Origin of the sequence: Roseibium sp. (genome assembly GCF_051016195.1) — a bacterium.
Taxonomy (GTDB): Bacteria; Pseudomonadota; Alphaproteobacteria; order Rhizobiales; family Stappiaceae; genus Roseibium.
The window spans coordinates 2,243,661-2,265,000 of sequence record NZ_CP134616.1; the positions used below are offsets into that span (position 1 = coordinate 2,243,661).

At 60.2% G+C, this 21,340-nt stretch carries 17 protein-coding genes (1 of these 17 running past the window's edge); 6 read left to right on the forward strand and 11 right to left on the reverse strand.

From position 1 onward, the window contains the following. Position 1 precedes the first annotated feature (1 nt). The 11 genes from RDA78_RS10430 to RDA78_RS10480 all read right to left on the reverse strand — a co-directional run bounded on the left by RDA78_RS10430 (position 2) and on the right by RDA78_RS10480 (position 15,062). Positions 2-1,201, reverse strand: a complete 1,200-nt coding sequence (locus RDA78_RS10430) for a vWA domain-containing protein (RefSeq protein WP_434055250.1) — start codon at positions 1,199-1,201, stop codon at positions 2-4. Between the two features lie 3 nt (positions 1,202-1,204). After that, positions 1,205-2,086, reverse strand: coding sequence for an AAA family ATPase (locus RDA78_RS10435; protein WP_434055251.1), 882 nt, complete (start codon positions 2,084-2,086; stop codon positions 1,205-1,207). 207 nt (positions 2,087-2,293) lie between these two features. Further along, a complete protein-coding gene (locus RDA78_RS10440) occupies positions 2,294-4,714 on the reverse strand; it encodes an aerobic carbon-monoxide dehydrogenase large subunit (RefSeq protein WP_434055252.1) in 2,421 nt (806 codons plus the stop codon). After that, positions 4,711-5,220: a (2Fe-2S)-binding protein gene (locus RDA78_RS10445; RefSeq protein ID WP_434055253.1), complete on the reverse strand. Its 510-nt coding sequence runs from the start codon at positions 5,218-5,220 to the stop codon at positions 4,711-4,713. Before RDA78_RS10445 ends, RDA78_RS10440 begins: the two co-directional genes overlap by 4 nt. A 22-nt stretch (positions 5,221-5,242) precedes the next feature. Next, positions 5,243-6,109, reverse strand: coding sequence for an FAD binding domain-containing protein (locus RDA78_RS10450; RefSeq protein ID WP_434055254.1), 867 nt, complete (start codon positions 6,107-6,109; stop codon positions 5,243-5,245). Positions 6,110-6,544: 435 nt separating this feature from the next. Then, on the reverse strand, positions 6,545-7,795 hold the full coding sequence (locus tag RDA78_RS10455; protein WP_434055255.1) for an MHYT domain-containing protein: 1,251 nt from the start codon (positions 7,793-7,795) through the stop codon (positions 6,545-6,547). 140 nt (positions 7,796-7,935) lie between these two features. Further along, positions 7,936-9,342 carry a glucuronate isomerase gene (uxaC, locus tag RDA78_RS10460; RefSeq protein ID WP_434055256.1) on the reverse strand — a complete coding sequence of 469 codons (1,407 nt, stop codon included), beginning with the start codon at positions 9,340-9,342 and terminating at the stop codon, positions 7,936-7,938. A 16-nt stretch (positions 9,343-9,358) separates the two neighbouring features. Further along, positions 9,359-10,801, reverse strand: coding sequence for a mannitol dehydrogenase family protein (locus tag RDA78_RS10465; RefSeq protein WP_434055257.1), 1,443 nt, complete (start codon positions 10,799-10,801; stop codon positions 9,359-9,361). Positions 10,802-10,804: 3 nt separating this feature from the next. Continuing rightward, a complete protein-coding gene (locus RDA78_RS10470) occupies positions 10,805-13,192 on the reverse strand; it encodes a TIM-barrel domain-containing protein (RefSeq protein WP_434055258.1) in 2,388 nt (795 codons plus the stop codon). A 19-nt stretch (positions 13,193-13,211) separates the two neighbouring features. Further along, positions 13,212-14,513, reverse strand: a complete 1,302-nt coding sequence (locus RDA78_RS10475) for a TRAP transporter large permease (RefSeq protein WP_434055259.1) — start codon at positions 14,511-14,513, stop codon at positions 13,212-13,214. Between the two features lie 24 nt (positions 14,514-14,537). Beyond that, positions 14,538-15,062: a TRAP transporter small permease gene (locus RDA78_RS10480; protein WP_434055260.1), complete on the reverse strand. Its 525-nt coding sequence runs from the start codon at positions 15,060-15,062 to the stop codon at positions 14,538-14,540. A 237-nt stretch (positions 15,063-15,299) separates the two neighbouring features. Between RDA78_RS10480 and RDA78_RS10485 the strand changes: the two genes are divergently transcribed. The 6 genes from RDA78_RS10485 to RDA78_RS10510 form a co-directional block, all read left to right on the forward strand. After that, positions 15,300-16,283, forward strand: a complete 984-nt coding sequence (locus RDA78_RS10485) for a TRAP transporter substrate-binding protein (protein ID WP_434055261.1) — start codon at positions 15,300-15,302, stop codon at positions 16,281-16,283. Between the two features lie 27 nt (positions 16,284-16,310). Further along, the gene (locus tag RDA78_RS10490; RefSeq protein ID WP_434055262.1) at positions 16,311-18,128 is read left to right on the forward strand and encodes a glycoside hydrolase family 2 protein; all 1,818 of its coding nucleotides are present in this window, start codon (positions 16,311-16,313) and stop codon (positions 18,126-18,128) included. Next, a complete protein-coding gene (locus tag RDA78_RS10495; RefSeq protein WP_434055263.1) occupies positions 18,125-18,865 on the forward strand; it encodes an FCD domain-containing protein in 741 nt (246 codons plus the stop codon). The genes RDA78_RS10490 and RDA78_RS10495 overlap by 4 nt, the downstream gene beginning before the upstream one ends. A 28-nt stretch (positions 18,866-18,893) precedes the next feature. After that, positions 18,894-20,060: a mannonate dehydratase gene (gene uxuA, locus RDA78_RS10500; RefSeq protein ID WP_434055264.1), complete on the forward strand. Its 1,167-nt coding sequence runs from the start codon at positions 18,894-18,896 to the stop codon at positions 20,058-20,060. A gap of 97 nt (positions 20,061-20,157) precedes the next feature. Beyond that, positions 20,158-20,559, forward strand: coding sequence for a dihydroneopterin aldolase (locus tag RDA78_RS10505; protein ID WP_434055265.1), 402 nt, complete (start codon positions 20,158-20,160; stop codon positions 20,557-20,559). Positions 20,560-20,639: 80 nt separating this feature from the next. Then, positions 20,640-21,340, forward strand: the 5' portion of a protein-coding gene (locus tag RDA78_RS10510) for a dihydropteroate synthase (protein ID WP_434055266.1). 184 nt of this gene lie beyond the right edge of the window; 701 of the gene's 885 nt are visible here — the first part of the coding sequence; the start codon lies at positions 20,640-20,642; its stop codon lies beyond the right edge, outside the window.

Sequence of the window (21,340 nt, forward strand, 5' to 3'; positions counted from 1 at the left end):
ATCACAACTTCGCCAGATAGGGCTCGAGAGCGGCGAGACTGTCGAGATTGTGCGCGGGCGCGAACAGATCGACATGTGGCAGGGCGGCCTGCATGCCGCCGGCCGTGGGTTCATACCCCTGCCAGCCAATCAGTGGATTCAGCCAGACGATGCGTTTGCAGCGCCGCCGAAGCTTGGCCATTTCCTCGCCGAGAGCGCCCGGTGCGCAAGTGTCGTACCCATCGGACAGGATCAGCACGCAGGTGCGCGAGTGGATCACCCGTGCCGCGTGCCAGCGATTGAATTCGGCAAGTGCTTCGCCGATCTTGGTGCCGCCGCCAACGCCCTGGGCCATCAGTCCCATGCGGTCGAGCGCCCGTGCCGCGTCACGTTCCGACAGAGCGGAGGAGACATGCACGAGCCGGGTGTGAAACAGAAAGGCTTCGGCTTCGCGGAAATTGTCCAGCATGCCATGCACGAAGCGGGTGAACACAGCGGTGTAGTTACTCATCGATCCGGAAGCGTCCAGCAGGATCACCAGCCGCAATTGCCTTTGGCGCGGTCCCTTGCGTATCAGCTCGATCGGCGTGCCGCCATGGGCGATTGAATGCCGTATCGTCTTGCGGAGGTCCAGGCGTGGCCCCTTGCGTTTTTGCCTGTCGCGTCGCGTTAGACGCACGCGCATGGTTCGGGCGAGACGTTCCGCCAGTTCATGCGCCTTTGCCGTCGCTTCGGGGTCCTGCATCTTGCGGAAGTCAACCTGGCCGAGATTTTCCGCAATGCTCGCCCCCTCCCGCCGTCCGGATGGGCTGTCGTCGGTGTCTTCGTCTTCCTCGCCCGGTTGCCGTTCGACATCGCCTGCAACCGTGTCCTGGCGCGTGCCCTGGGCATCCATCAGCTCCCGGATCGTCTTCATGCTCTTATTCGAACTGCTGCCCGAGACCTTGACCCCGGCTTTGACGCCTTTGCCTGTCCAGTGGGCGTCGAAGAGCTCGTCAAACACCTTCCAGTCCGACAGCCGGCCGCAAAAGAGGGACCGGAACGCACGCTTGAGCGTGTGCGCCTTTCGCACGGCCGGGGTCTGCAGGAGCCGCAGGGCGTCTTGCGATTCCGCGAGGCCAACCTTGAACCCGCTGTCCCTGAGCGACCGGACGAAGCCGGCGAGACGAACCCTCAGGGCGGCCCCGATCTCTTTGCTCGTGAAGGTCGCGGCGGCGGCCATCGTTCACGCCACCTTGCCCAGAAGGCGGTCGGTGACTTCCTGCGTGACGCGGGACTGGTCTTCGCGGGTTTTCAGGACGCAGGCGAGGGTATCGAAAACAAGTTCCCGGCTTTCGTGGAGGTTTTTGGTCCCCAGCCCGAGCAGGGCGGCCGCCCAGTCAATGGTTTCTGCGACGCCCGGCACTTTCGTCAGGTCTTCCTTGCGCAATTTACCCATGAGTTCGGCGATCTGGAGCGCGAGCGCCGCATCGAGACCGTCAATGCGCGCAAGCAGGATGCGCGCTTCACGGTCCGGCGTCGGGTAGTCGACATAGTGGTAGAGACAGCGGCGGCGCAGCGCGTCGGAGAGCTCGCGCGTGCCGTTGGACGTCAGCACGACACGCGGAATGCTGGTCGCTTCAACCGTTCCAAGTTCCGGGATGGAGACCTGGTAGTCCGACAGGATCTCCAGCAGAAAGGCTTCGAATTCCTCGTCGGCCCGGTCAACCTCGTCGATCAGCAGCACCGGCGGTTTTTCCTGGCGGATCGCGGCAAGCAGCGGGCGTTCCAGCAGGTATTTTTCTGAAAAGACGGCTTCTTCCACCTGATCCGCCGCCTCGCCGGACCCTTCGCGTGCCTTGATGGCGAGAAGCTGCCGCTGGTAGTTCCACTCGTAGATCGCATCGGAACGATCAAGACCTTCATAGCATTGCAGTCGGATGAGGTCGGTGTCCTCCAGCCGCGAGAGAGCCTTGGCGACTTCTGTCTTGCCCACGCCTGCCTCGCCTTCCAGCAGAAGCGGCCGGTTCAACATGTCCGTCAGCAGCAAAGCGGTCGCCAACCCGTCATCGGCGACATAGCCGGTTTCCGAGAGCGCCTGCGCCAATTGTTCCCTTGTCTTGGTCATCCGAGTTGTCTTGGTCACCTGAAAGAGTTTTCTTGGTTATTTCCGGATTTTTCCGGCAATCCAGTCCGTTCCCGCGCAATTTGACGAGGCCCTTGCGACAGGACCGCATTGGCCCGGACCCCATGGTTGAGCCATGGAATGACGGAAAAAGGGCATCGCGGGATCAGGCGTGGTGAGGGGGGTGCCGTCCCGCGATGCCCTGTTCACTCAGCCGTGTGCGCCGAGGTCTTTTGCAGCCTGCCAGATACGCCACGCATCGTGGGGCATCTGGATGTGGGTGCTGCCGAGGAACTGGAATGCATCATTGACCGCGTTCGAGAACGCCGGAACACCGCCGACGTTCGGGCTCTCGCCGACGCCCTTCGCCCCTATCGGATGATGCGGGCTCGGTGTCACCGTGTGGTCGGTCTCCCAGTGCGGGGTCTCGACCGCGGTCGGAATGAAGAAATCCATGAACGAGGCACCGAGCACGTTGCCCGTCTCGTCGTACCGGATCTCCTGGCCCATCGCGATGGCGAAGGCTTCCGTCAGGCCGCCATGGACCTGGCCCTCGATGATCATCGGATTGATGCGAGTACCGCAGTCGTCCAGTGCGTAGAAGCGCCGCGTCGTGGCAACGCCGGTATCAACGTCGATGTCCATGACACAGAAATAGGCGCCGAACGGATAGGTCATGTTGGGCGGGTCATAGTAGCTGACCGCTTCCAGACCCGGTTCCATGTTCGGCGGCGGCGCATGATAGGCCGCCCATGCGATTTCCTTCATCGACTTGCGCGCTTCCGGATTGCCTTTCACCTGGAAACCGTCGATGTCCCATTCAAGGTCATATTCGGACACTTCCAGCATGTGGGCTGCGATCATCTGGGCCTTGTTGCGGATCTTGCGGGCTGCGAGCGCAATGGCGGCACCGGCGACAGGTGTCGACCGGGAGCCGTAGGTGCCAAGACCGTAGGGCGCCGTATCGGTGTTGCCCTCCTCGACCATGATGTCCGCGGCCGGGATGCCGATTTCTGTTGCAATGATCTGGGCCCAGGTGGTTTCGTGGCCCTGCCCCTGGGACTTCGTGCCCATGCGCGAGATCACCGACCCGGTCGGATGAACGCGGATTTCCGCACTGTCGAACATGGCGACACCGAGAATGTCACAGTTCTTGGACGGGCCTGCACCGACGATCTCGGTGAAGAACGACACGCCGATTCCCATGACCTCGCGGGTCTCGCCGCGCTTGAAGGCTTCCTGTTTGGCTTTCTGTTCGGCGCGCAGTTCACGGTAACCGATGGTGTCCATCGCCTTTTGCATGGCGGTGTGATAGTCGCCGCTGTCATATTCCCAGCCGAGTGCCGACTGATACGGGAACTGGTCCGCCTTGACGAAGTTCTTCATGCGCAAGTCGGCCGGATCCATGTCCAGTTTCTGCGCCAGGATATCCATCGCCCGCTCGATACAGTAGGCGGCTTCCGTGACCCGGAAGGAGCAGCGGTAGGCGACGCCGCCCGGAGCCTTGTTGGTGTAGACACCGTCCACTGAAAGGTGAGCAGCCGGGAAGTCATAGGACCCCGTCACGATGTTGAAGAAGCCCGCCGGCCATTTGGACGGATCGGCACAGGCATCAAAGCCGCCGTGGTCGGCGAGGACGTGCACTTTCAGACCGGTCACGGTGCCATCGCTCTTGGCGGCGATTTCCGTGGTCATGTGGTAGTCGCGGGCAAAGGACGTGGTGGAGAGGTTCTCCATCCGGTCTTCGACCCATTTCACCGGGACACCGGTGACGATCGACGCCACGATCGAGCAGATGTAACCCGGATAGGCGCCCACCTTGTTGCCGAAGCCACCGCCGATATCAGGCGCGATCACGTGGATTTTGTGCTCCGGGATCGTGGACAGCAGTGAGGCGACCGTACGGATCACGTGCGGGGCCTGGAACGTGCCCCAGACGGTCAGTTCACCCTTCACCTTGTCCATCGACGCGACGCACTGGCAGGTTTCCAGTGGCGACGGGTGTGTGCGGTGATAGGAAATCATCTCGTTGATGGTCACGTCCGCTTCAGCAAAGGCCTTCGCGGTTTCATCCTCGTCGCCGACTTCCCAGTTGAAGATGTGATTGTGGTGCTTGCGCGGACCGTGCGCACCTTCCGTCTTGCCTTCGAGATCCGGGCGCAGAACCGGAGCATCCGGCTCCATGGACTTGAAGGGGTCGACCAGAACCGGCAGCTCTTCGTATTCCACTTCCACCAGCTGGATGGCGTCGTCCGCGATGTAGCGGTCTTCAGCGACGACAAAGGCGACTTCCTGGTTCTGGTAGAGAACCTTGCCGTCTGCCAGCACCATCTGCACGTCACCGGCCAGGGTCGGCATCCATGCAAGATTGACGCCCTTAAGATCTTCGGCGGTCAGAACCGCGATCACGCCCGGGATTTTCAGGGCTTCGGTGGCGTCGATCTTGGTGATCTTTGCGTGCGGGTAAGGGGAGCGGACAAAATCGCCGAACACCATGCCCGGCAGTTTCAGGTCGTCCACATACTGGCCCTTGCCCTGCGTGAAGCGGACATCTTCCACGCGCTTGCGCTTGCAGCCCATGCCTTCCAGGGCGGCTTCGCGCTGTTCCCGTGTCGGGGTCATGTCATTCATTCTGCAGCCTCCTGGGTTTCAGGCTGGTTGAGCTGTTCGGCGGCATACTGGATGGCCTTGACGATGTTCTGGTAGCCGGTGCAGCGACACAGGTTCCCCGCGATCCCCATGCGGATTTCCTCTTCCGTCGGATTCGGGTTTTCCTTCAAGAGCGTATGCGCGCGTGTAATCATGCCGGGCGTGCAGAAGCCGCACTGGAGGCCGTGCATCTGACGGAAGCCTTCCTGCAGGGCCGACAGCGTGCCGTCGGGATTGGCCATGCCCTCGATTGTTGTCAGCTCCGCGCCGTTTGCCTGGGCGGCGAAGAGCGTGCAGGACTTTACCGACATGCCGTTCATCTCGACGGTGCAGGCGCCGCAATGCGAGGTCTCGCAGCCGATATGTGGGCCGGTCAGGTTCAGTTCTTCACGCAGGAAATGGATCAGCAGGGTGCGCGCTTCCACGAAACGCTGCACCTTCTTGCCGTTGACGGTCACGGTGACCGGGATCTGTTCGATATCACTCATTGGGTTTTCCTCGGTCGGGGTCTCAGGCGCCGGCGCGCCCGGAAGCACGGGCAAGCGCGCGCTGCATCATGATGCCGGCCATCTTGGTGCGGTATTCTGCGGGGCCGCGTCCGTCCGATGCCGGATCGGTAATCGCTTCCGCAGCCGCAACGGCTCGGGCAATGGTGCCTTCGTCAAGCGTGGACCCGGTCAGGATCGCGCTGGCGTCTGCTGCGTAGAGCGGCGTATCAGCGACGTTGGTCAAAGCAACGGAGCAGCTTGCCACCGTGCCAGCATTCATGCTGAGGACAACTGCTGCCGCCGCCGTGGCGTAGTCACCCACTTTGCGCTTGAGCTTTTCGTAAGCATAGCCATGTCCGGCCGGGGGAACGGGGATCTTGACTGAAGTGAGAATTTCCTCCGGCGCCAGTGCCGTGAAATAGGCGGCCTCGTAGAAATCGCGCGCCGCAACGTCTCTGTCGCCATCCGGTCCGGTCAGGACGTACGTGGCATTCAGGCACTGCATCAGGCCCGGCATGTCGTTGCCCGGGTCACCATTGGCGACATTGCCGCCGAGCGTTCCCATGTAGCGGATTTGCGGATCTGCGATCAGCAGGCTCGTTTCCCTGATGATCGGCAGCTTGCCGGCCAGAAGGTCCGAGTGGATCAGTTCGTGCTGGGTGGTCATGCAGCCGATGGTGATCGTGGCGCTGTCCTCTGTGATGCCTTTCAGGTCGGCAATGCCGGCGAGATCGACAAGATGCTCCGGGGCCGCCATGCGGAGTTTCATCATGGGGATCAGGCTATGGCCGCCGGATAATGGCCGGGCTTCATCGCCGTGGCTTGCCAGGATGGCAACGGCTTCGGCCACAGATGATGGCCTGTGATAGGTGAATTCACCGGGGATCACGTTCTCTCTCCTCCCATTCGCCGTCCCGGACAGATCCGGAACCAAACGCCGATTGGTGCCTGTCGCGTCCAGTGTCACTCAAGCGGCAAAATCACAGACCGCCACGACTGGGCGGCGGAATGTCACATGCCCCAAGGTTGATAAAGGGTGCACCGCACACTCAAGGCGCCATTCACGGAAGACCGCGGGCAATACATCGACAGCGGTTGCTTCGGGCATGAAATGCGTCAGAAAGCCTGACGTATTTCACGAGTTGCAGGCGTCCCGGATCGAGGGTTTTGGACGAAAGTCTCTGAAAAACCGGTGCGTATTTCGCGCTCGCACTAGACTGACCGGTTTGGCTCTGAATGAGTCGCATTTCGTGCAATTCGCACGAACGACGGCAAAAAGTCGATTTTTTTGCACTGCACACACTAGGGTACGGACCCGTTCGGCTCACTGTGCCGGGGCGGCCTGATCCTGCTGGTCGGAGGTGTCTGAAAGGGTCGTCAGTCTCTCGCGAATGCGGCTCCATCTGGACCGGCTGACGGGAACCGTCTGCCCGTCGCTGCCCTCGAGCACCAGCACACCCCCGTCGCCGGAGCGTTTGAAACTGGTGACCCGGGAGAGATTCACGATGTGACTGCGGTGGACCCTTTTGAAGACCTTGGAATCCAGTTGCTGTTCGGCTTCGCTGATGGACAGCGGACAGAAGTGTTCCCGTTCGCCATCGTAAAGTTTGGTGTAGTGGGCATCCGCGTGAATGGCAGAGATATCGGAAACGCTGATCTGGGTTTTCTGACCGTCGCGTTCGATTGGAAGTGTGCGTCTTGAAGCGGGAGCCGACGCCCTCGGTTTGGACGCAACCGCCTGCAGGCCCGCGGCAGGCCGGCGTGAGAGGTCTTCGGCCGCCTGGAGGAGGTCAGCCTCCCCGTTTTCCGAAACCTGTGCCGGTTCCGTTTCTGGCTGGTCCTCGTCCGAATTCTCGGGTGCGGTTGTTGCAGTCTCGCTTGGAACAAGAGCCAGAAGGAACAGACCCGACACGAGGAAAGCGACGCAAGACACGAAAATGGCAAGCGTTCCCGGCCCCAACGAAGGGGCGGACAACTGGTCCGGGCTCTGCGTCAGTTCGTAGGTCAGCCCTGTCATCGCGGTGTAGTGCATCGCCGATATGGCAAGCGCCATCACCGCTGCCGAAACAACCAGGGGAGGGCGCTTGCCGAGGCCGAACAGCAGCCAGAGCGCCAGGCCTGCGGCATTGAATGCGATGAGGAAGCTCGCCAGGACGTAGGTCGGATTGTGCGCCATCTGCAGCGAGGTGTGCAGGGAATACATGCCCAGGTAATGCATCGTGCAGATGCCGGTGCCCATGACGAACGCCGCCAGCCCGAGCCTGATGGATGTGAGCCGGCGATTGCTGGCGGTGAAGACCGCAACGCCGACCACGAGCACGCACACGAGAAAAGACAGAAGCGTCGGTAGCACGAGGAAATCGACCCCGAGCGGAAACTTCACGGCGAGCATTCCAACGAAATGCATCGACCAGATGGCGAGAGCCAGTGTCAGCGCAGCTCCGACAAGGAGCAGCCGCCGCCTCGGTTCAACCGCGTTTCTGACCTGAACGGCCAGGCTCAAACCAACAAAGCTTCCCTGAAAGGCCATTACCAGGGAAAGCGCAACGAGCCAGGGCTCGTGCGTCACTGTCATGCCGAGGCTCTCCTCCCTCGTTGCCCGTATCCGCCTCCAGACCGGGTCTCCGGAACGCATGATAGGGTAAAGGAAGAATGCCAGCAACGATGACCTTCGGCGAAGATACGCGCCTGCAACGCCAACGTATCGCGCTGCTTTTATTCAACAAACCAGTCGCGGGCATTTTCGTGGCAAATCCTGCGAATGAGCCCGTCTGTCAGGTTCTTGTCGGCGGGCATGCTCCCGTCTTCGACCCATCTGCCAACCATCCTGCAAACCAGCCGCCGGTAGTATTCGTGGCGTGGGAAGGAGAGGAACGAGCGCGAATCGGTGAGCATGCCGATGAAACGCGACAGCAGCCCCATCTGCGCAACCTGATTGAGGTGCCGTTCCATGCCTTCCATTTGGTCGTTGAACCACCATGCCGGTCCCGACTGGATCTTGCCCGGCTCCGAGCCGTCCTGGAAATTGCCCGCCGTTGTCACCATCACTTCGTTGAGGGCCGGGTTGAGGCAATAGAGAATGGTGCGGGGCAGGCCCTTGCGCCTGTCGATTTGGTCAAGCAGTTGGTTCAGCGGCCCCGCGACCGACTGGTCAGACATTGAATCGCCGCCCGTATCAGGTCCGAGTCGGGCAAAGAGGCCGCTGTTGTTGTTGCGCAAGGCCCCGATGTGGAACTGCATGACGATGTTGCGCTCCCGGTAGGCTTGCCCGAGTTCCACCAGAACTGCGGCTTTGAAATCCGCTTCGTCTTGCGCGGAATCCAGCGCACTGTCGATGCCGTGCCGGAGGATCTGGTCGAGGTTGCTTTCAGGGCGCATTTCGAATTGCGGGAGCGTGTTGAGCGCGTGGTCGCTGGCCTTGCAGCCGAACGTGATGAAGTGATCCAGCCTGACAAGGAGCGCCTGGATCAAATCGTCAAATCGCGTGATCGTGACGCCAGACGCCTGCGAGAGCTTGCGGCAATAGTCCGCAAACCCGGGCGCTGAGGGTGACAGCGCTTTGTCGGGTCGAAAACTTGGCGCGATCCTGAATCCCAGATCCGGATCGGCTTGCGCGGTTGCGTGATGAGCGAGGTCGTCGGTCGGATCGTCGGTGGTGCCGACGTAGCTGACATTCATCTGCTGAAGCAGTCCACGTGCGCCGTGGCTTGGCTTCGAAAGCGTCTCGTTGGCAACATCCCAGACTTCCGCAGCCGTATCCGGGCCGAAGACGCCGTCCCAGCCGAAATAACGGCGCAGCTCCAGGTGGGTCCAATGGTAGAGCGGATTGCCGACGCAATGCGGGATCGTCTGCGCGAACGCGTCGAATTTGTCCCGGAAGTCGGCGGTGCCGGTCACCAGGTCTTCCGCGACGCCGTTCCAGCGCATCGCGCGCCATTTGTAGTGATCACCTTCCAGCCAGATTTCACCGATGGAGGTCCAGTGTTTGTCGTCGGCAATTGCGGCCGGGTCCAGGTGATTGTGAAAATCAACGAGCGGCAGGGGCGCGGCGACCTCATGGTAGAGGCGGCGGCTTGTCGCCGTGTCGAGGAAATAGTCCGGCCCGAGAAATGGTGCGGTCATGTGTTGCGTCCTGTCGTCAGAGCGATGCGGCGATCGAGTTGATCACGCCTCGGGAGCCGATTGCATCGTACGCGGACCGGATCCTGTCCGCAAAGGCCGGCGACGCCGGCAGCTCTTCACCGAAAACCGGCTTGAGCGACAAAAGGTTGTCGACGTAGTCGGCACCATCGGATTGTCCGGCAATCGACCGGATCTGATCGGCGAGCGGATCATTGATCGGAAGGGTGTTTCCAGTTTCCGACGTGCCGCGGCAATAGTGCATCCACCCGGCAACCGCAAAAGCGGACAGCGCCCAGGGGCGGCCGGTGCGAAGGTGATCCCTGATCGGGGCAAGCAGTCTTTGCGGCAGTTTCTGGCTGCCGTCCGACGCAATCTGCGTTGTTTTGTGCCGAAGCGCCGGATTTGAGAAACGCGCGATAAGGTCATCCGCGTAACGCACGATATCGACACCCTCCGGCACCTTGAGCGTTGGGGCCTGCTCGTCGAGCATGAGTTTCTTTGCAGCCGCTTTCAGAACGGGCTCGTTCATGCAGTCCGCGATTGTCTCTTTGTCCGCCAGCGCGCCGAGATAAGCGAGGAAGGAATGCGATCCGTTCAATAGGCGCAGCTTCATCTCTTCGAATGGCGCAACGTCCGCAACGAATTGCGCTCCGGCAAGATCCCATTGCGGACGCTCACTCGCGAACGTGTCCTCAATGACCCACTGGCGAAAAGGTTCGCACAGGATGCCGTTGGGATCGGGTCGTCCAAGCGCCGCCTCAAGTTTTTGCTGTGATGCCTCGGTCATGGCAGGTGTAATCCGGTCGACCATGGAACAGGGGAACCGGCACTCGTCCTCAATCCATTCCCTAAGCTTCGGATCAAGCTGCGCGGCATAATCGAGCAGCGCCCGGCGGCAAAGATGCCCGTTGGCCGGAAGATTATCGCAGGACAGAATGGTCAGTCCGGATGCGCCTGCCGCCATACGCAGCGCGAGCCCTTTCGCTATGATCGCGATCGCGGTCCGGGGCGTGTCGGGATTGGCCAGGTCGTCTTGAATCCCTTCGTGGCCAAGATCGAGGGTGCCGCCTGAAAGACAGTATCCCTTCTCGGTGATTGTAAGTGTGATCACGGCAAGCCCTGGATCGGCGATCCGGCTCAGCAGCGCCGGCAGGCCGTCTCGCTTGGCATGGAGAGTCCCGGAGATGCAGCCGATTTCAAGCAAATGAATGTCTTCGCCGGACATTTCACCAACCGTGAAAATACCGCCTGCCTGATCCAGTTGCGTCATTTCTTCCGCACCGGAGTGAAGCCGGGCGGCAATGACGCCCCAGTCCCCGGATGTCTGCCGCAGCATGTGGTCGTGGAACACCATGACGTGCGCCTTAGCAAAGGCGCCAAAGCCCAGATGCAAAATCCTGGGCTGCAAGGCGCTGCGGTCATAGGGGATGGTTTGAACGGGTGACGATGTGTCGGACATGTATTACGGGGCCGCGTTGAGACTGAGAGTGTCGCCCGCAGAACAGGCGTGACCATTCACGATAAGGTCAGATTGATCGGCAAGCCAGATCCGCGCGCCGGAATAGGCAGGGTGCCAACTGCCGGACCTGGACCAGTCCAGATGCAGCATGCCGTCTTTTCGTGACAGTTCAAATGTTGTGAGACAGTGGCGGTCACTCAAGGCATCTCGAGAGACCCCGTCATCGTCGTAGGCGCGGGACGTGCGTGACGGACGGTGTGCGGGCTGAGGGTAGATGCGCCAGGTCCGATCCGTGTCGGAACCCGCATCGGAACGGAGATTGGGCGCGGCTATCGGCAGAACAGAACCGCCGCGAACGAAGAGCGGAATCGTTTCGTCCGTGACGGGAACCTCCAGCACCTCTCCGCCCGCGTGCCAGGTGGAACCGTCGAAGGACCACCAGCCATCCGCGTTGGCGGGCAGTGTCACGCGTCTCGTTTCGGCACCCGCTTCGACAACCGTCGCGACCAGCAGGTCCTTTCCAAGAAGGAAATCGAATTCCGCTGTTCTGCAGTTCGGGTCGTCCGGATGATCCAGGAAGAGCGGCCGCAATATGGGTTCGCCTTCGGTGACCGCCTGGTGAAGCAGGGTGTAGAGATACGGAATGAGCTGAGCCCGCAGTTTGAGCGCATCACGGACAAGCGGCGTGATTTCCGGATACATCCAGGCTTCGTTGGCCGTCCCGTCATCATTCCAGGAATGGATGGTGAAACGGGGATGAAAGATGCCGTTCTGGACCCATCGCAGAAACAGTTCCGGCTCAGGTCTCGGCCCGGCGAAACCGCCGACATCGTGGCCGACATTGTAAAAGCCGGAGAGGCTGAGACCGAGACCCATGGGGATGTTCCACCGCAGCGTATCCCAACTCGTATGATTGTCGCCGGTCCAGGTCTGGGCATAACGCTGTGTTCCTGGAGAGGCGCAGCGGGAAATCAGGTAGGGCCGTTTGTCCGGCTGGTCCCGTTGCTGGGCTTCATAGGAGGCGCGGGTCATCAACTGGCTATGCAGGGGACGGATCAGACTGATCGGGATCGATGCGCCAAAGCCTGCGCAGATCGCATCATCATCCCAGACTTCGTATTCGTTGTTGTCGTTCCAGGTGCTCTTGATGCCCCGATTGAGGAGCTTGGCGGTCACGTTGTCCTGCCACCAGCGGATGGTCGCCGGATTGGTGAAATCGAGATGGGACCCCGTTCCGTCCCAGAAAGGCGACTTTTCGGGTTTGCCGCTCTCACTGTCGAGGATGAAGAGGCCTGAGTCGACAGCCTGTTCGTAGAGCGGATGATCGTCGAGAAGCACGGGTTTGATGTTGGCGATCAGGTTTATTTTCGCCTCGGCATAGGCCGACGTCAGGCCTTCCACGTCCGGAAAGCGGTCGGTGTTCCAGTTAAAGACGTACCGTCTGCCCTTGATCGCGGTGTAGCCGGACGAGAGCTGGAAACTGTCGCACGGCATGTCTTCCGCATCGAGTTTGTCGAGAAACGTCAGAAGCCGTTCCTGTGCGTTTTCCGAATCCGTGTAGGACATGGTGGAACCGGAATAGCCCAGCCCCCATCGCGGCATGAAGGCCGTGCCGCCGGTCAGCCAATGGTGACGTTTGACGATGTCGAGCACGGAAGGCGCCCAGCTGAAATAGTAATCCAGATCGCCATCTTCGGCCCGGAAAGCGCGGAAGGGCGGGTGGTAGTTGTCTCTTTCGTTGCCGAGGTCGAACCAACAGGAGGACAGCGTATCGTAAAAGAGGCCACAGGTACCGAGAGCGCCCTTGTCGGTGATCGTGAAGGGAATGTGTTTGTAGAGCGGGTCCGTTGTTCTGGCGTCATAGCCGAGGGCGTCGAGGTTGCGCATCTCGAACCGCCGGCCGGACCGGTCCAGCGCTCCGGACTTTTCACCGAGACCGTAAAATGTCTCGTCAGCAAACCGGAGAAGATGGTGCTGGTTCCGGTGATCCTTGCGCCCGAGCATGTAGGCATTCAGGGGCCTGTCCCGGGCGACTTCGCTCCATGGATCGGCCGCCTTGAAGCGCGCTTCCCAGGTCAAGGCAAGTGGTCGACCAATTTTGAGACGAAGCGTCCCGGTTTCGATTGCTATACCGTCTTCGCGCTCGTCCAGGTGGAATTCGGGGCACGAAAATCCGGTCGTATCATCCCGGTTACGGCCCTCGAAAGGCGCGTCTCCCGCCGGAGCGATCGCCCAGGTCCGGTCGAGACGATACTTGCCGTCCTTCAAAAGCGAGATCCGGATGAGATCGTTTTCCAGCACCGAAATGTTGAGGTGATGCCTGTCTTCGACAAGCAGGCGCACGCCGGTTTCTGTGCGGGCGGTCAATTGCCAGGCTTTGAGTGCTTTCATCTTGTGTCTCTGGGCCGCTCTAGTATCCGAGGAGGACGCGCGGCAGGAACAGGCTGAGCGCCGGGAAATAGGTTATCACCAATAGCAGCGATACCAGGACCGCGTAAAATCCGAGCATCGGCTTGATGACCTGGCCGATCTTGACGCCACCGACCGAACAGCCGACGAACAACGCCGAACCGACCGGTGGTGTGCAGATACCGATACACAGGTTGAACGTCATGACCACCCCGAAATGTACAGGATCCATGCCGAGGTCTTCAACCACGGGGAGGAAGATCGGCGTGAAGATCAGCAGCGCCGGCGTCATGTCCATGAAAGTGCCGACCACGAGAAGAGCGATGTTGATGATGAGCAGAAGCACGATCGGGTTTTCGGACAACGACAACAGCGCGTCGGAGATCGAATAGGGAATATCCGCAAAAGCCATGGCCTTGGACATGGCGATGGAACAGCCAATCATCAGGAGCACGATCGATGTCGTCACCGCGCTTTCCAAGATGATGCCTGGGAGTTCCTTCAAGGTAATCTCGCGGTACCAGATCAGGGCAAGAAAAAGCGTGTAGACGACCGCAACGGCGGACGCTTCCGTGGCCGTGAAGATGCCACCGATGATGCCACCCATGACGATGACGATAAGGCCGAGCGGCAACATGGCATCGGCCGCTTTTTTCACGACTTCCGACCCGCTTGGGCGCTCGGCAACGGGATAGCCACGCCGTTTTGCGATGATCCCTGCGACAACCATGAGGCTGAGGCCCATCAGGATTCCGGGAATGTATCCGGCAACGAAAAGGGCCGCGACCGAGGTGCCGTTGGTGATCAGCGAATAGACGATGAAGGTTGAGCTTGGCGGAATGAGCAGGCCCGTCGGGCAGGACGCGATGTTGACCGCTGCACTGTAGGCCGGATCGTAGCCTTCTTTTATCTGCAGCGGGGCCATGACGCCGCCGACGGCGGCAGCGGAGGCAACTGCAGAGCCGGAAATCGAACCGAACATCATGTTCGCGATGACGTTGCAATGGGCCAGTGCGCCGGGCAGGCGGCCGCCCAGAACCTTTGCGAACTCGATCAGGCGTATCGCGATGCCGCCGCGGTTCATGATGTTCCCGGCCAGGATGAAGAACGGGATGGCCAGCAGTGTGAAACTGTCGAGGCCGGAGGCAACTTGCTGCGCAACGATATAGACCGACTGGTCGAACGACATGAACAGCAGGAAAGTGGCAAACGCCGCCAGGCCGATCGAGAAGGCGATTGGCACGCCGAGTATCATGAGCAGTGCAAATGTCCCGAACAGGACGAGGACAGACTGAGTATCCATTTAAAGCCTCAATTTCCTGCGCGGTCAGTCAAGCGGGCCGCCCGCCCTGGGCGTGCCGGCCTGGTCGTTCGGTCCCCTGCCGGTTCGGAAAAGGTCGGCAAGAAAGGTCAGGCAGTAGTAGAAGATGCAGATCCCCGAAAAGGGGATGGCGACATAGACGAGACCCATCGGCAGTCTGAGTGCGGGGGAAACCTGTCCGGTTGCCAGCGTCCGGTTCACCAGATCCAGTCCGCCGTAGATCATGACCAGCGCAGCAAATGTTGCGATGGCAATGATGATACCGGCGTTGACGGCGAGCCTGAGGTTGCCATGCGTGATCTGCGGCAGCAGGTCGATAGCCAGGTGCCGGCGCTGTCCCAGTGTGTAGGCGCCGCCCAGAAGCGCGACCCAGATGAACAGGAAGCGCGCCATTTCGTCCGTGACCGTGCTCGGGCTTTCCAGCACGTAGCGCGAGAAGACCTGCCAGATGACGCAGGCGACAAGAACGGCGAATGCCAGGGTGATGACAAGGCGCAGGACAAGGTCCACGCCTCTTGTAATGCTCGTCACGTTTGTCCTCCCAGACCGGCCCGCGATGCGTTTATACGCATGATGGCGGTGCATTCCCGCGTAAGACATGCGTCAAGAATTCAAATTGGTCAACCAATATTGCAAAAAAGGTTGACTGATTTTAAAAATTGGACGAACAATTCTCCATCCGCAGCGATCTGGACTGCGAAACCGCAGCCGGTGTGGTGCCTTTTTTGAGGTGAATTCATTTGCCCGGCCTGCATTTGGGAGGAAATCATGATGAAGTTCGCAAAGCTCGCAGCCGTGCTGGCTGCAGGCGTGGTTGCGCTTGGAACCGCCGCCAGTGCAAAGACCTTGCGTCTCAATCACAACAACCCGGAAGACCACCCGCTTCACAAGTCCATGGAGTTCATGGCCGAGCGTCTTGAAGAAGCGACGGGCGGTGATCTCAAGATCCGCATCTACGCCAATGCGCAGCTGGGCACGCAGCGTGAGTCCATGGAGCTGATGCAGAACGGATCGCTGGACATGGCCCGGTCGAACGCGTCAGAGCTCGAAGCGTTCGAGGAATCCTACGGCGCGCTCAACCTGCCTTACATCTTTGTCGATGCCGACCATTATTACGACGTTTTGAGCGGCGACATCGGATCGGACATTCTGGCCGCCTCCGAGGACAAGGGCTTTATCGGGATTGCGTTTTACATTGAAGGCGCGCGCTCGTTCTATGCCAACAAGGAAATCCGGTCCCCGGCTGATCTTGAAGGCATGAAGATCCGCGTCCAGCCCAGCCCGTCCGCGATCCGCATGGTGGAACTGCTCGGCGGAAACCCGACCCCGATCGCCTGGGGTGAACTCTACTCCGCGCTGCAGCAAGGTGTCGTTGACGGCGCCGAAAACAATCCGATGGCCCTGACGTCCGCGCGCCACGGTGAGGTTTCCAAGGTCTATTCCGATGACGGTCACACCATGATCCCGTCCGTGGTCATGATTTCTTCCAAGAGCTGGAACGAGCTGTCCGACGATCACAAGGCGGCCCTGACGAAGGCGGCACGCGAGTCGATGGACTTCCATCGGGAGCAGTGGGATGCCATGAGCGCGGCAGCCGTTGAAACGGCCAAGAGCGAACTCGGCGTCAAGTTCATCGAAGTCGAGAAGGGTCCATTTATCGAGGCGGTCCTGCCGATGCACGAGGAAGCGGCTGAAAAATCACCGGTCGTTGCTGATCTGATCGGCCGCATCAAGGCGATCGCGCCGCAGTAAGCTGAGGTCCAGCCGGAGACCGGAAAGATGCTCGAACGCTCGAAACTCGCCGAAAATGCGCTGCAGGCGCTGCATGACGAGGATTACGATCTTCCGTTCAACACGCAGTCCCTGAACCACAATGGCCTGATTTTCATGGGCGGGCGGGCATCTGAAAGTCTCAACGGCAATTGGAACTTCTGCGTGGATCTCCTGGACACGGGCCTTCGGCAGAAATGGTTTGCCATGCTGCCGGAGGCACCGGAGGACCGGACTGAGCCCTGGGACTATGACCCTTATATGGGTGAGACGGTGCCGGTTCCCTCCAACTGGGCCATGCTGAAGGAAAAATGGTATTTCTTTGAGGGCAGCGCCTGGTACACCCGCCCGCTCGACATGGAGAGTGTCGATGACGGCAAGCGCCAATTTGTTCGTTTCGGCGCGGCCAGCTATGACTGCAAGATCTTTCTGAACGGAGAGTTCGTCGGCAATCACTATGGCGCGTCGACGCCGTTTTGCGTGGAACTGACGGGCCTGCTGCGACCCGGACGCAATTGGCTCATGGCCTGTGTCAACAACACCCGCACCCGTGACCGGGTGCCGATGCGCAACACGGATTGGTTCAACTATGGCGGCCTTTACCGCGACATAAGCTTCTTTGAAACACCGCGTTCCCTGATCAAGGATTTCTTTCTTTATCTGGTGCCCGACGGCACCTTCTCGAAAGTCTGCGCGGAGATCGAAATCTCTGGCGCATCGTCGGGTGCTGCCGAGCTGTCCATTCCGGGCCTGTCCGTTGACACAACGATACCTGTGAGTGACGGCAAGGGCAGGATTGCGTTATCCGTGACGCCGGAGCTCTGGAGCCCGGACAATCCTGTTCTTTACGACGCCGACCTTTCCTTTGGCGAGGATCGCGTTTCGGACCGGGTCGGTTTCCGCCAGATCGAGCGGGACGGCACGGATATCGTGCTGAACGGCACCCCTCTGTTCTTGCGCGGAATATCCGTGCACGAGGATGACGCCGTGCTGGGCAAGGTTACAAACGAAGCCGATTTGCGGCGCCGATTCGAACATGCGCGGGAGCTTGGCTGCAACTTTCTGCGTCTTGCGCATTACCCGCATGATGATCTCGCGGCGCGTCTGGCGGACGAACTGGGTTTTCTTCTGTGGGAGGAGATCCCGGTCTATTGGGCAATTGACTTTGCCAATCCGGCGACGTTCCTGGACGCGGAGAACCAGCTTGCCGAGCTGATCAAGCGGGACCGGAACCGGGCCAGTGTGATCATCTGGTCCGTCGGCAACGAAAACCCGGATACGGACGCGAGGCTGGACTTCATGCGCGCGCTTGCCGTGACCGCCAGAAAGCTCGATCCCACGCGGCTGACATCGGCCGCCTGTCTCGTCAACCACGCGGCGAACCGGATCGAGGACCGGCTGGCAGACCACATCGATATCATCGGCCTGAATGAATATTACGGCTGGTACGAAGAGAATTTCGATGACCTCGCTGCGATCGGCCGAAACTCCGATCCGGGCAAACCTGTGGTCATTACGGAGACCGGAGCCGACGGGGTCATCGGCGAACACGGACCGGCGCGCGGTCTTTTCAGCGAAGACTACATGGCCGAGGTATACCGCAAACAGATCGCGGTTTTGCGGGAACTGGACTACGTCAAGGGCATGTCCCCGTGGATCCTTTATGATTTTCGCGTTGAACGCCGGCGAAACATCTTCCAGAATGGCTATAACCATAAGGGGCTGATTGCCGCGAACAAGAAAACCAAAAAAAAAGCGTTCCATATTCTGGCGGACTACTATCGCGAGATTGCCGCCGCAGAGAAGAACGCAGGGAAGGCTTCATGACCGGCGAGGATGGAAAACGTCGCTACCAGGAAATAGCCGAGCTGCTTGCACGAAGGATTACCAATGAAGGCTATCGGCCGGGAGACAAGTTTCCGACCGAGCGCCAGATTTCGCTCGAACTGGGCATCAGCAGGTCTCTCGTGCGTGAGGCCTTTATCGTTCTGGAGATCGAGGGCTATCTGGATGTGCGCAAGGGGTCGGGCAGCTACGTCGCGTCCGGAGAGAAGATTTCCCTGAATGTGCACAAAGCGGATTTCGGTCCGTTTGAATTGCTGCAGGCCCGCCAGCTGCTGGAAAGCAGCATCGCCGGCTTCGCAGCGTCCACGATCACCAAGCACGACATCCTGAAGCTGCGCGAAACCCTCGAACTTGAGCGCAAGGCGATCGAAAACGGGGTCGAGGATTATTTCGCCGACAAACAGTTTCACCTGCTCATTGCCGAAGCCACCCAGAACAGCGTCCTGGTCGACCAGGTTGCCGACCTGTGGACCAAGCGGGAAAACAGCTCCATGTGGGCGCGGCTGCATGACCGGATTTTCGATATCAGCTACAGGACCAGGTGGCTCGACGACCACGCCGTGATCCTGGAGGCGCTGCGGCACCGCAATGCCGAACAGGCACGAAGCGCAATGTGGCAGCATCTCGAAAACGTGCGCCTGACGCTGCTCGAGCTCTCCGATGTGGGAGATCCGGAATTCGACGGTTACCTCTATACGCCCGCGGTGGCGTCTCCTTGAGAACAACAAGAAAAGCAAAGGCAAGGCGATGATCGAAAGCTGGCGTTGGTTCGGGCCCCAGGATCCGGTATCGCTCAAGGATGTCCGCCAGACAGGCGCTACCGGTATCGTCACGGCGCTCCATGAAATTCCCAACGGGACCTTCTGGCCGGAAGAGGAGATTGCCGCACGCAAACGCATGATCGAGGCGGCGGGTTTGAGCTGGGTGGTTGCCGAGAGCATCCCGGTTCATGAAGACATCAAGACCGGAGCGCCCGGTTGGGAACAGTGGGCCCGCAACTGGGCAGAGACGGCACGCGCGCTCGCGCATCAGGGCGTGAAGACCATCTGCTACAATTTCATGCCGGTTCTGGACTGGACACGGACCGATCTGGACTTTGAGCTTGACGACGGCGCGACTGCGCTCCGGTTTGAGTTTTCTGCCTACGCGGCCTTCGACCTCTTTATTCTTGAAAGAGAGAATGCCGCGGCGGACTACGGCGCCGGCGACATCGCGGCGGCGGAAGCCTATCTGGCGTCCGCATCCAAGGAGGACCGCGACCGGCTGACAGCCAACATCATCGCGGGATTGCCGGGGTCTGAGGAAAGTTACACGCTCGAGACGTTCCGGGAGCGGCTTGCAGCCTATCGCGGTGTTGGCCGGCAGGAGCTCTTTCAGAACCTTCGAAATTTCCTCGACATCGTTGTCCCGGTTGCCGAGGAAGCGGGCGCGGTCCTGGCGATCCACCCGGACGATCCACCCCGGTCCCTGTTCGGACTGCCGCGCATTGCAGGCACGCTCGCGGATCTTGAACAAATTGCCTCCATGAATGCGTCGCCTTCGAACGGCTTCACGCTTTGCACCGGGTCGCTTGGCGTTCACCCGGACAATGACCTGCCTGCGATCGCGCGCGCCTTGGGCGATCGCATCCACTTCGCCCATCTTCGGGCAACGCGGCGCGAGGCCGATCCCCGCAGTTTCTATGAAGACGCCCATCTGGCCGGCGACATCGACATGGTGTCGATTGTGCGCGAACTGCGTCGCATGGAAACCGGTTCGGAGAAACAGATCCCCATGCGCCCCGATCACGGACACCGGATCCTGAATGATCTGACCGGAACGTCCACACCCGGATACCCGGCCATCGGACGTTTGAGGGGGCTTTCGGAGCTTCGCGGCGTGCTCAGGGCCGTCGACTATTTTGACGGTCATTGAACGCGGCCGGGCTTCACGTCACCTGACCTCACTTGACCTTGTCCAGCTTCCGGCTACATCCATGTCCTGAAACAGATTCTGAAGGACGAAATGTTTGATGAGCGAAACGACGGACGCTACGCGCACCCTGGTTGAAGACGGCCCTGACACGATCCTGATTGAAAATCTGCTGTTACCTGCCGAAATCGGCATTCTCGACAGTGAAAAGGGCCGGCGCCAGTCTGTCTGTTTCAGCGTTGAAATCGAAACGATTGCCGGATATCGCGAAACGGTCCAGAAAACGGGCACGTTCGTTTCCTATGCAGACACCGTTTTCTTTATCCAGGAAAAGGCCGGCTCCGGCGGCCACGTTGACCTTGTCGAAGACTGGGCAGAGGCCATTGCCGAGTTCGTTCTGTCCAATCCGCTTGCGGCGAGGGTCACGGTGAAGGTAACGAAGCCCGACATCTTTGACGACGCCGGCGCGGTCGGCATCCGGATCACGCGCAGACGTGCCTGACGATCCCGCGTTTCTCGGCAGTTTCCTCGCAGTCACGCCGTTCCTCTCCCTCAGCCTCCCAAATACCTGGAGCCTTTCTCATGATTTCCGCTGATCGTATCCTGCCGCTGTGGTTGAAGTACAGGGAGGCCCTCGAAACCCCGGTCAGAACGTTCGCGTTTCCAAAATTCGGCCGCAGCTTCGAGGACAGGACATACCAGATGGGAGTGCTCAACCTGTCATCGGACAGCACCTACCGGGAAACCGTTTGCCACACGTTCGAGGCCGCGCTCTACCGCGGCCGGCGGATGACGCTCGAAGGGGCGGCGATGGTTGATATCGGAGCGGAGTCGACCGGAGATACGGCGGACATCGTCTCCATCGAGAGACAGATCGACCGCATGCGGCCGGTCGTCACGGCGCTCGCGGAGGAGAACATCCTGGTCTCTGTCGAAACCTATCACCCTGAAGTCGGCGTCGCGCTGCTGGAAGCCGGTGCCGGTGTGATCAATCTGACCGGACGTGTCGATGACAGCGCTTTTTACGAGGCAATCGCGTCGCACCAGGCCGGCATCATCCTGTGCTACACGCCCGGAGAAAACTCGCGCTCGGCAGACTACCTGCCACCGGCCGAAGACATTTTCGATCATCAGTTGACCTTCTTCAGGGAGCGTGTCGATCTTGCGACCAATGCAGGCGTGGAGCGTCTCTGGGTCGATCCAGGGTTCGGTTTTGCATTGCATTTGCCGGATGGTCCCGACAGGATCCGGTACCAGACCGACAGCATCCTGCAATCGTTCCG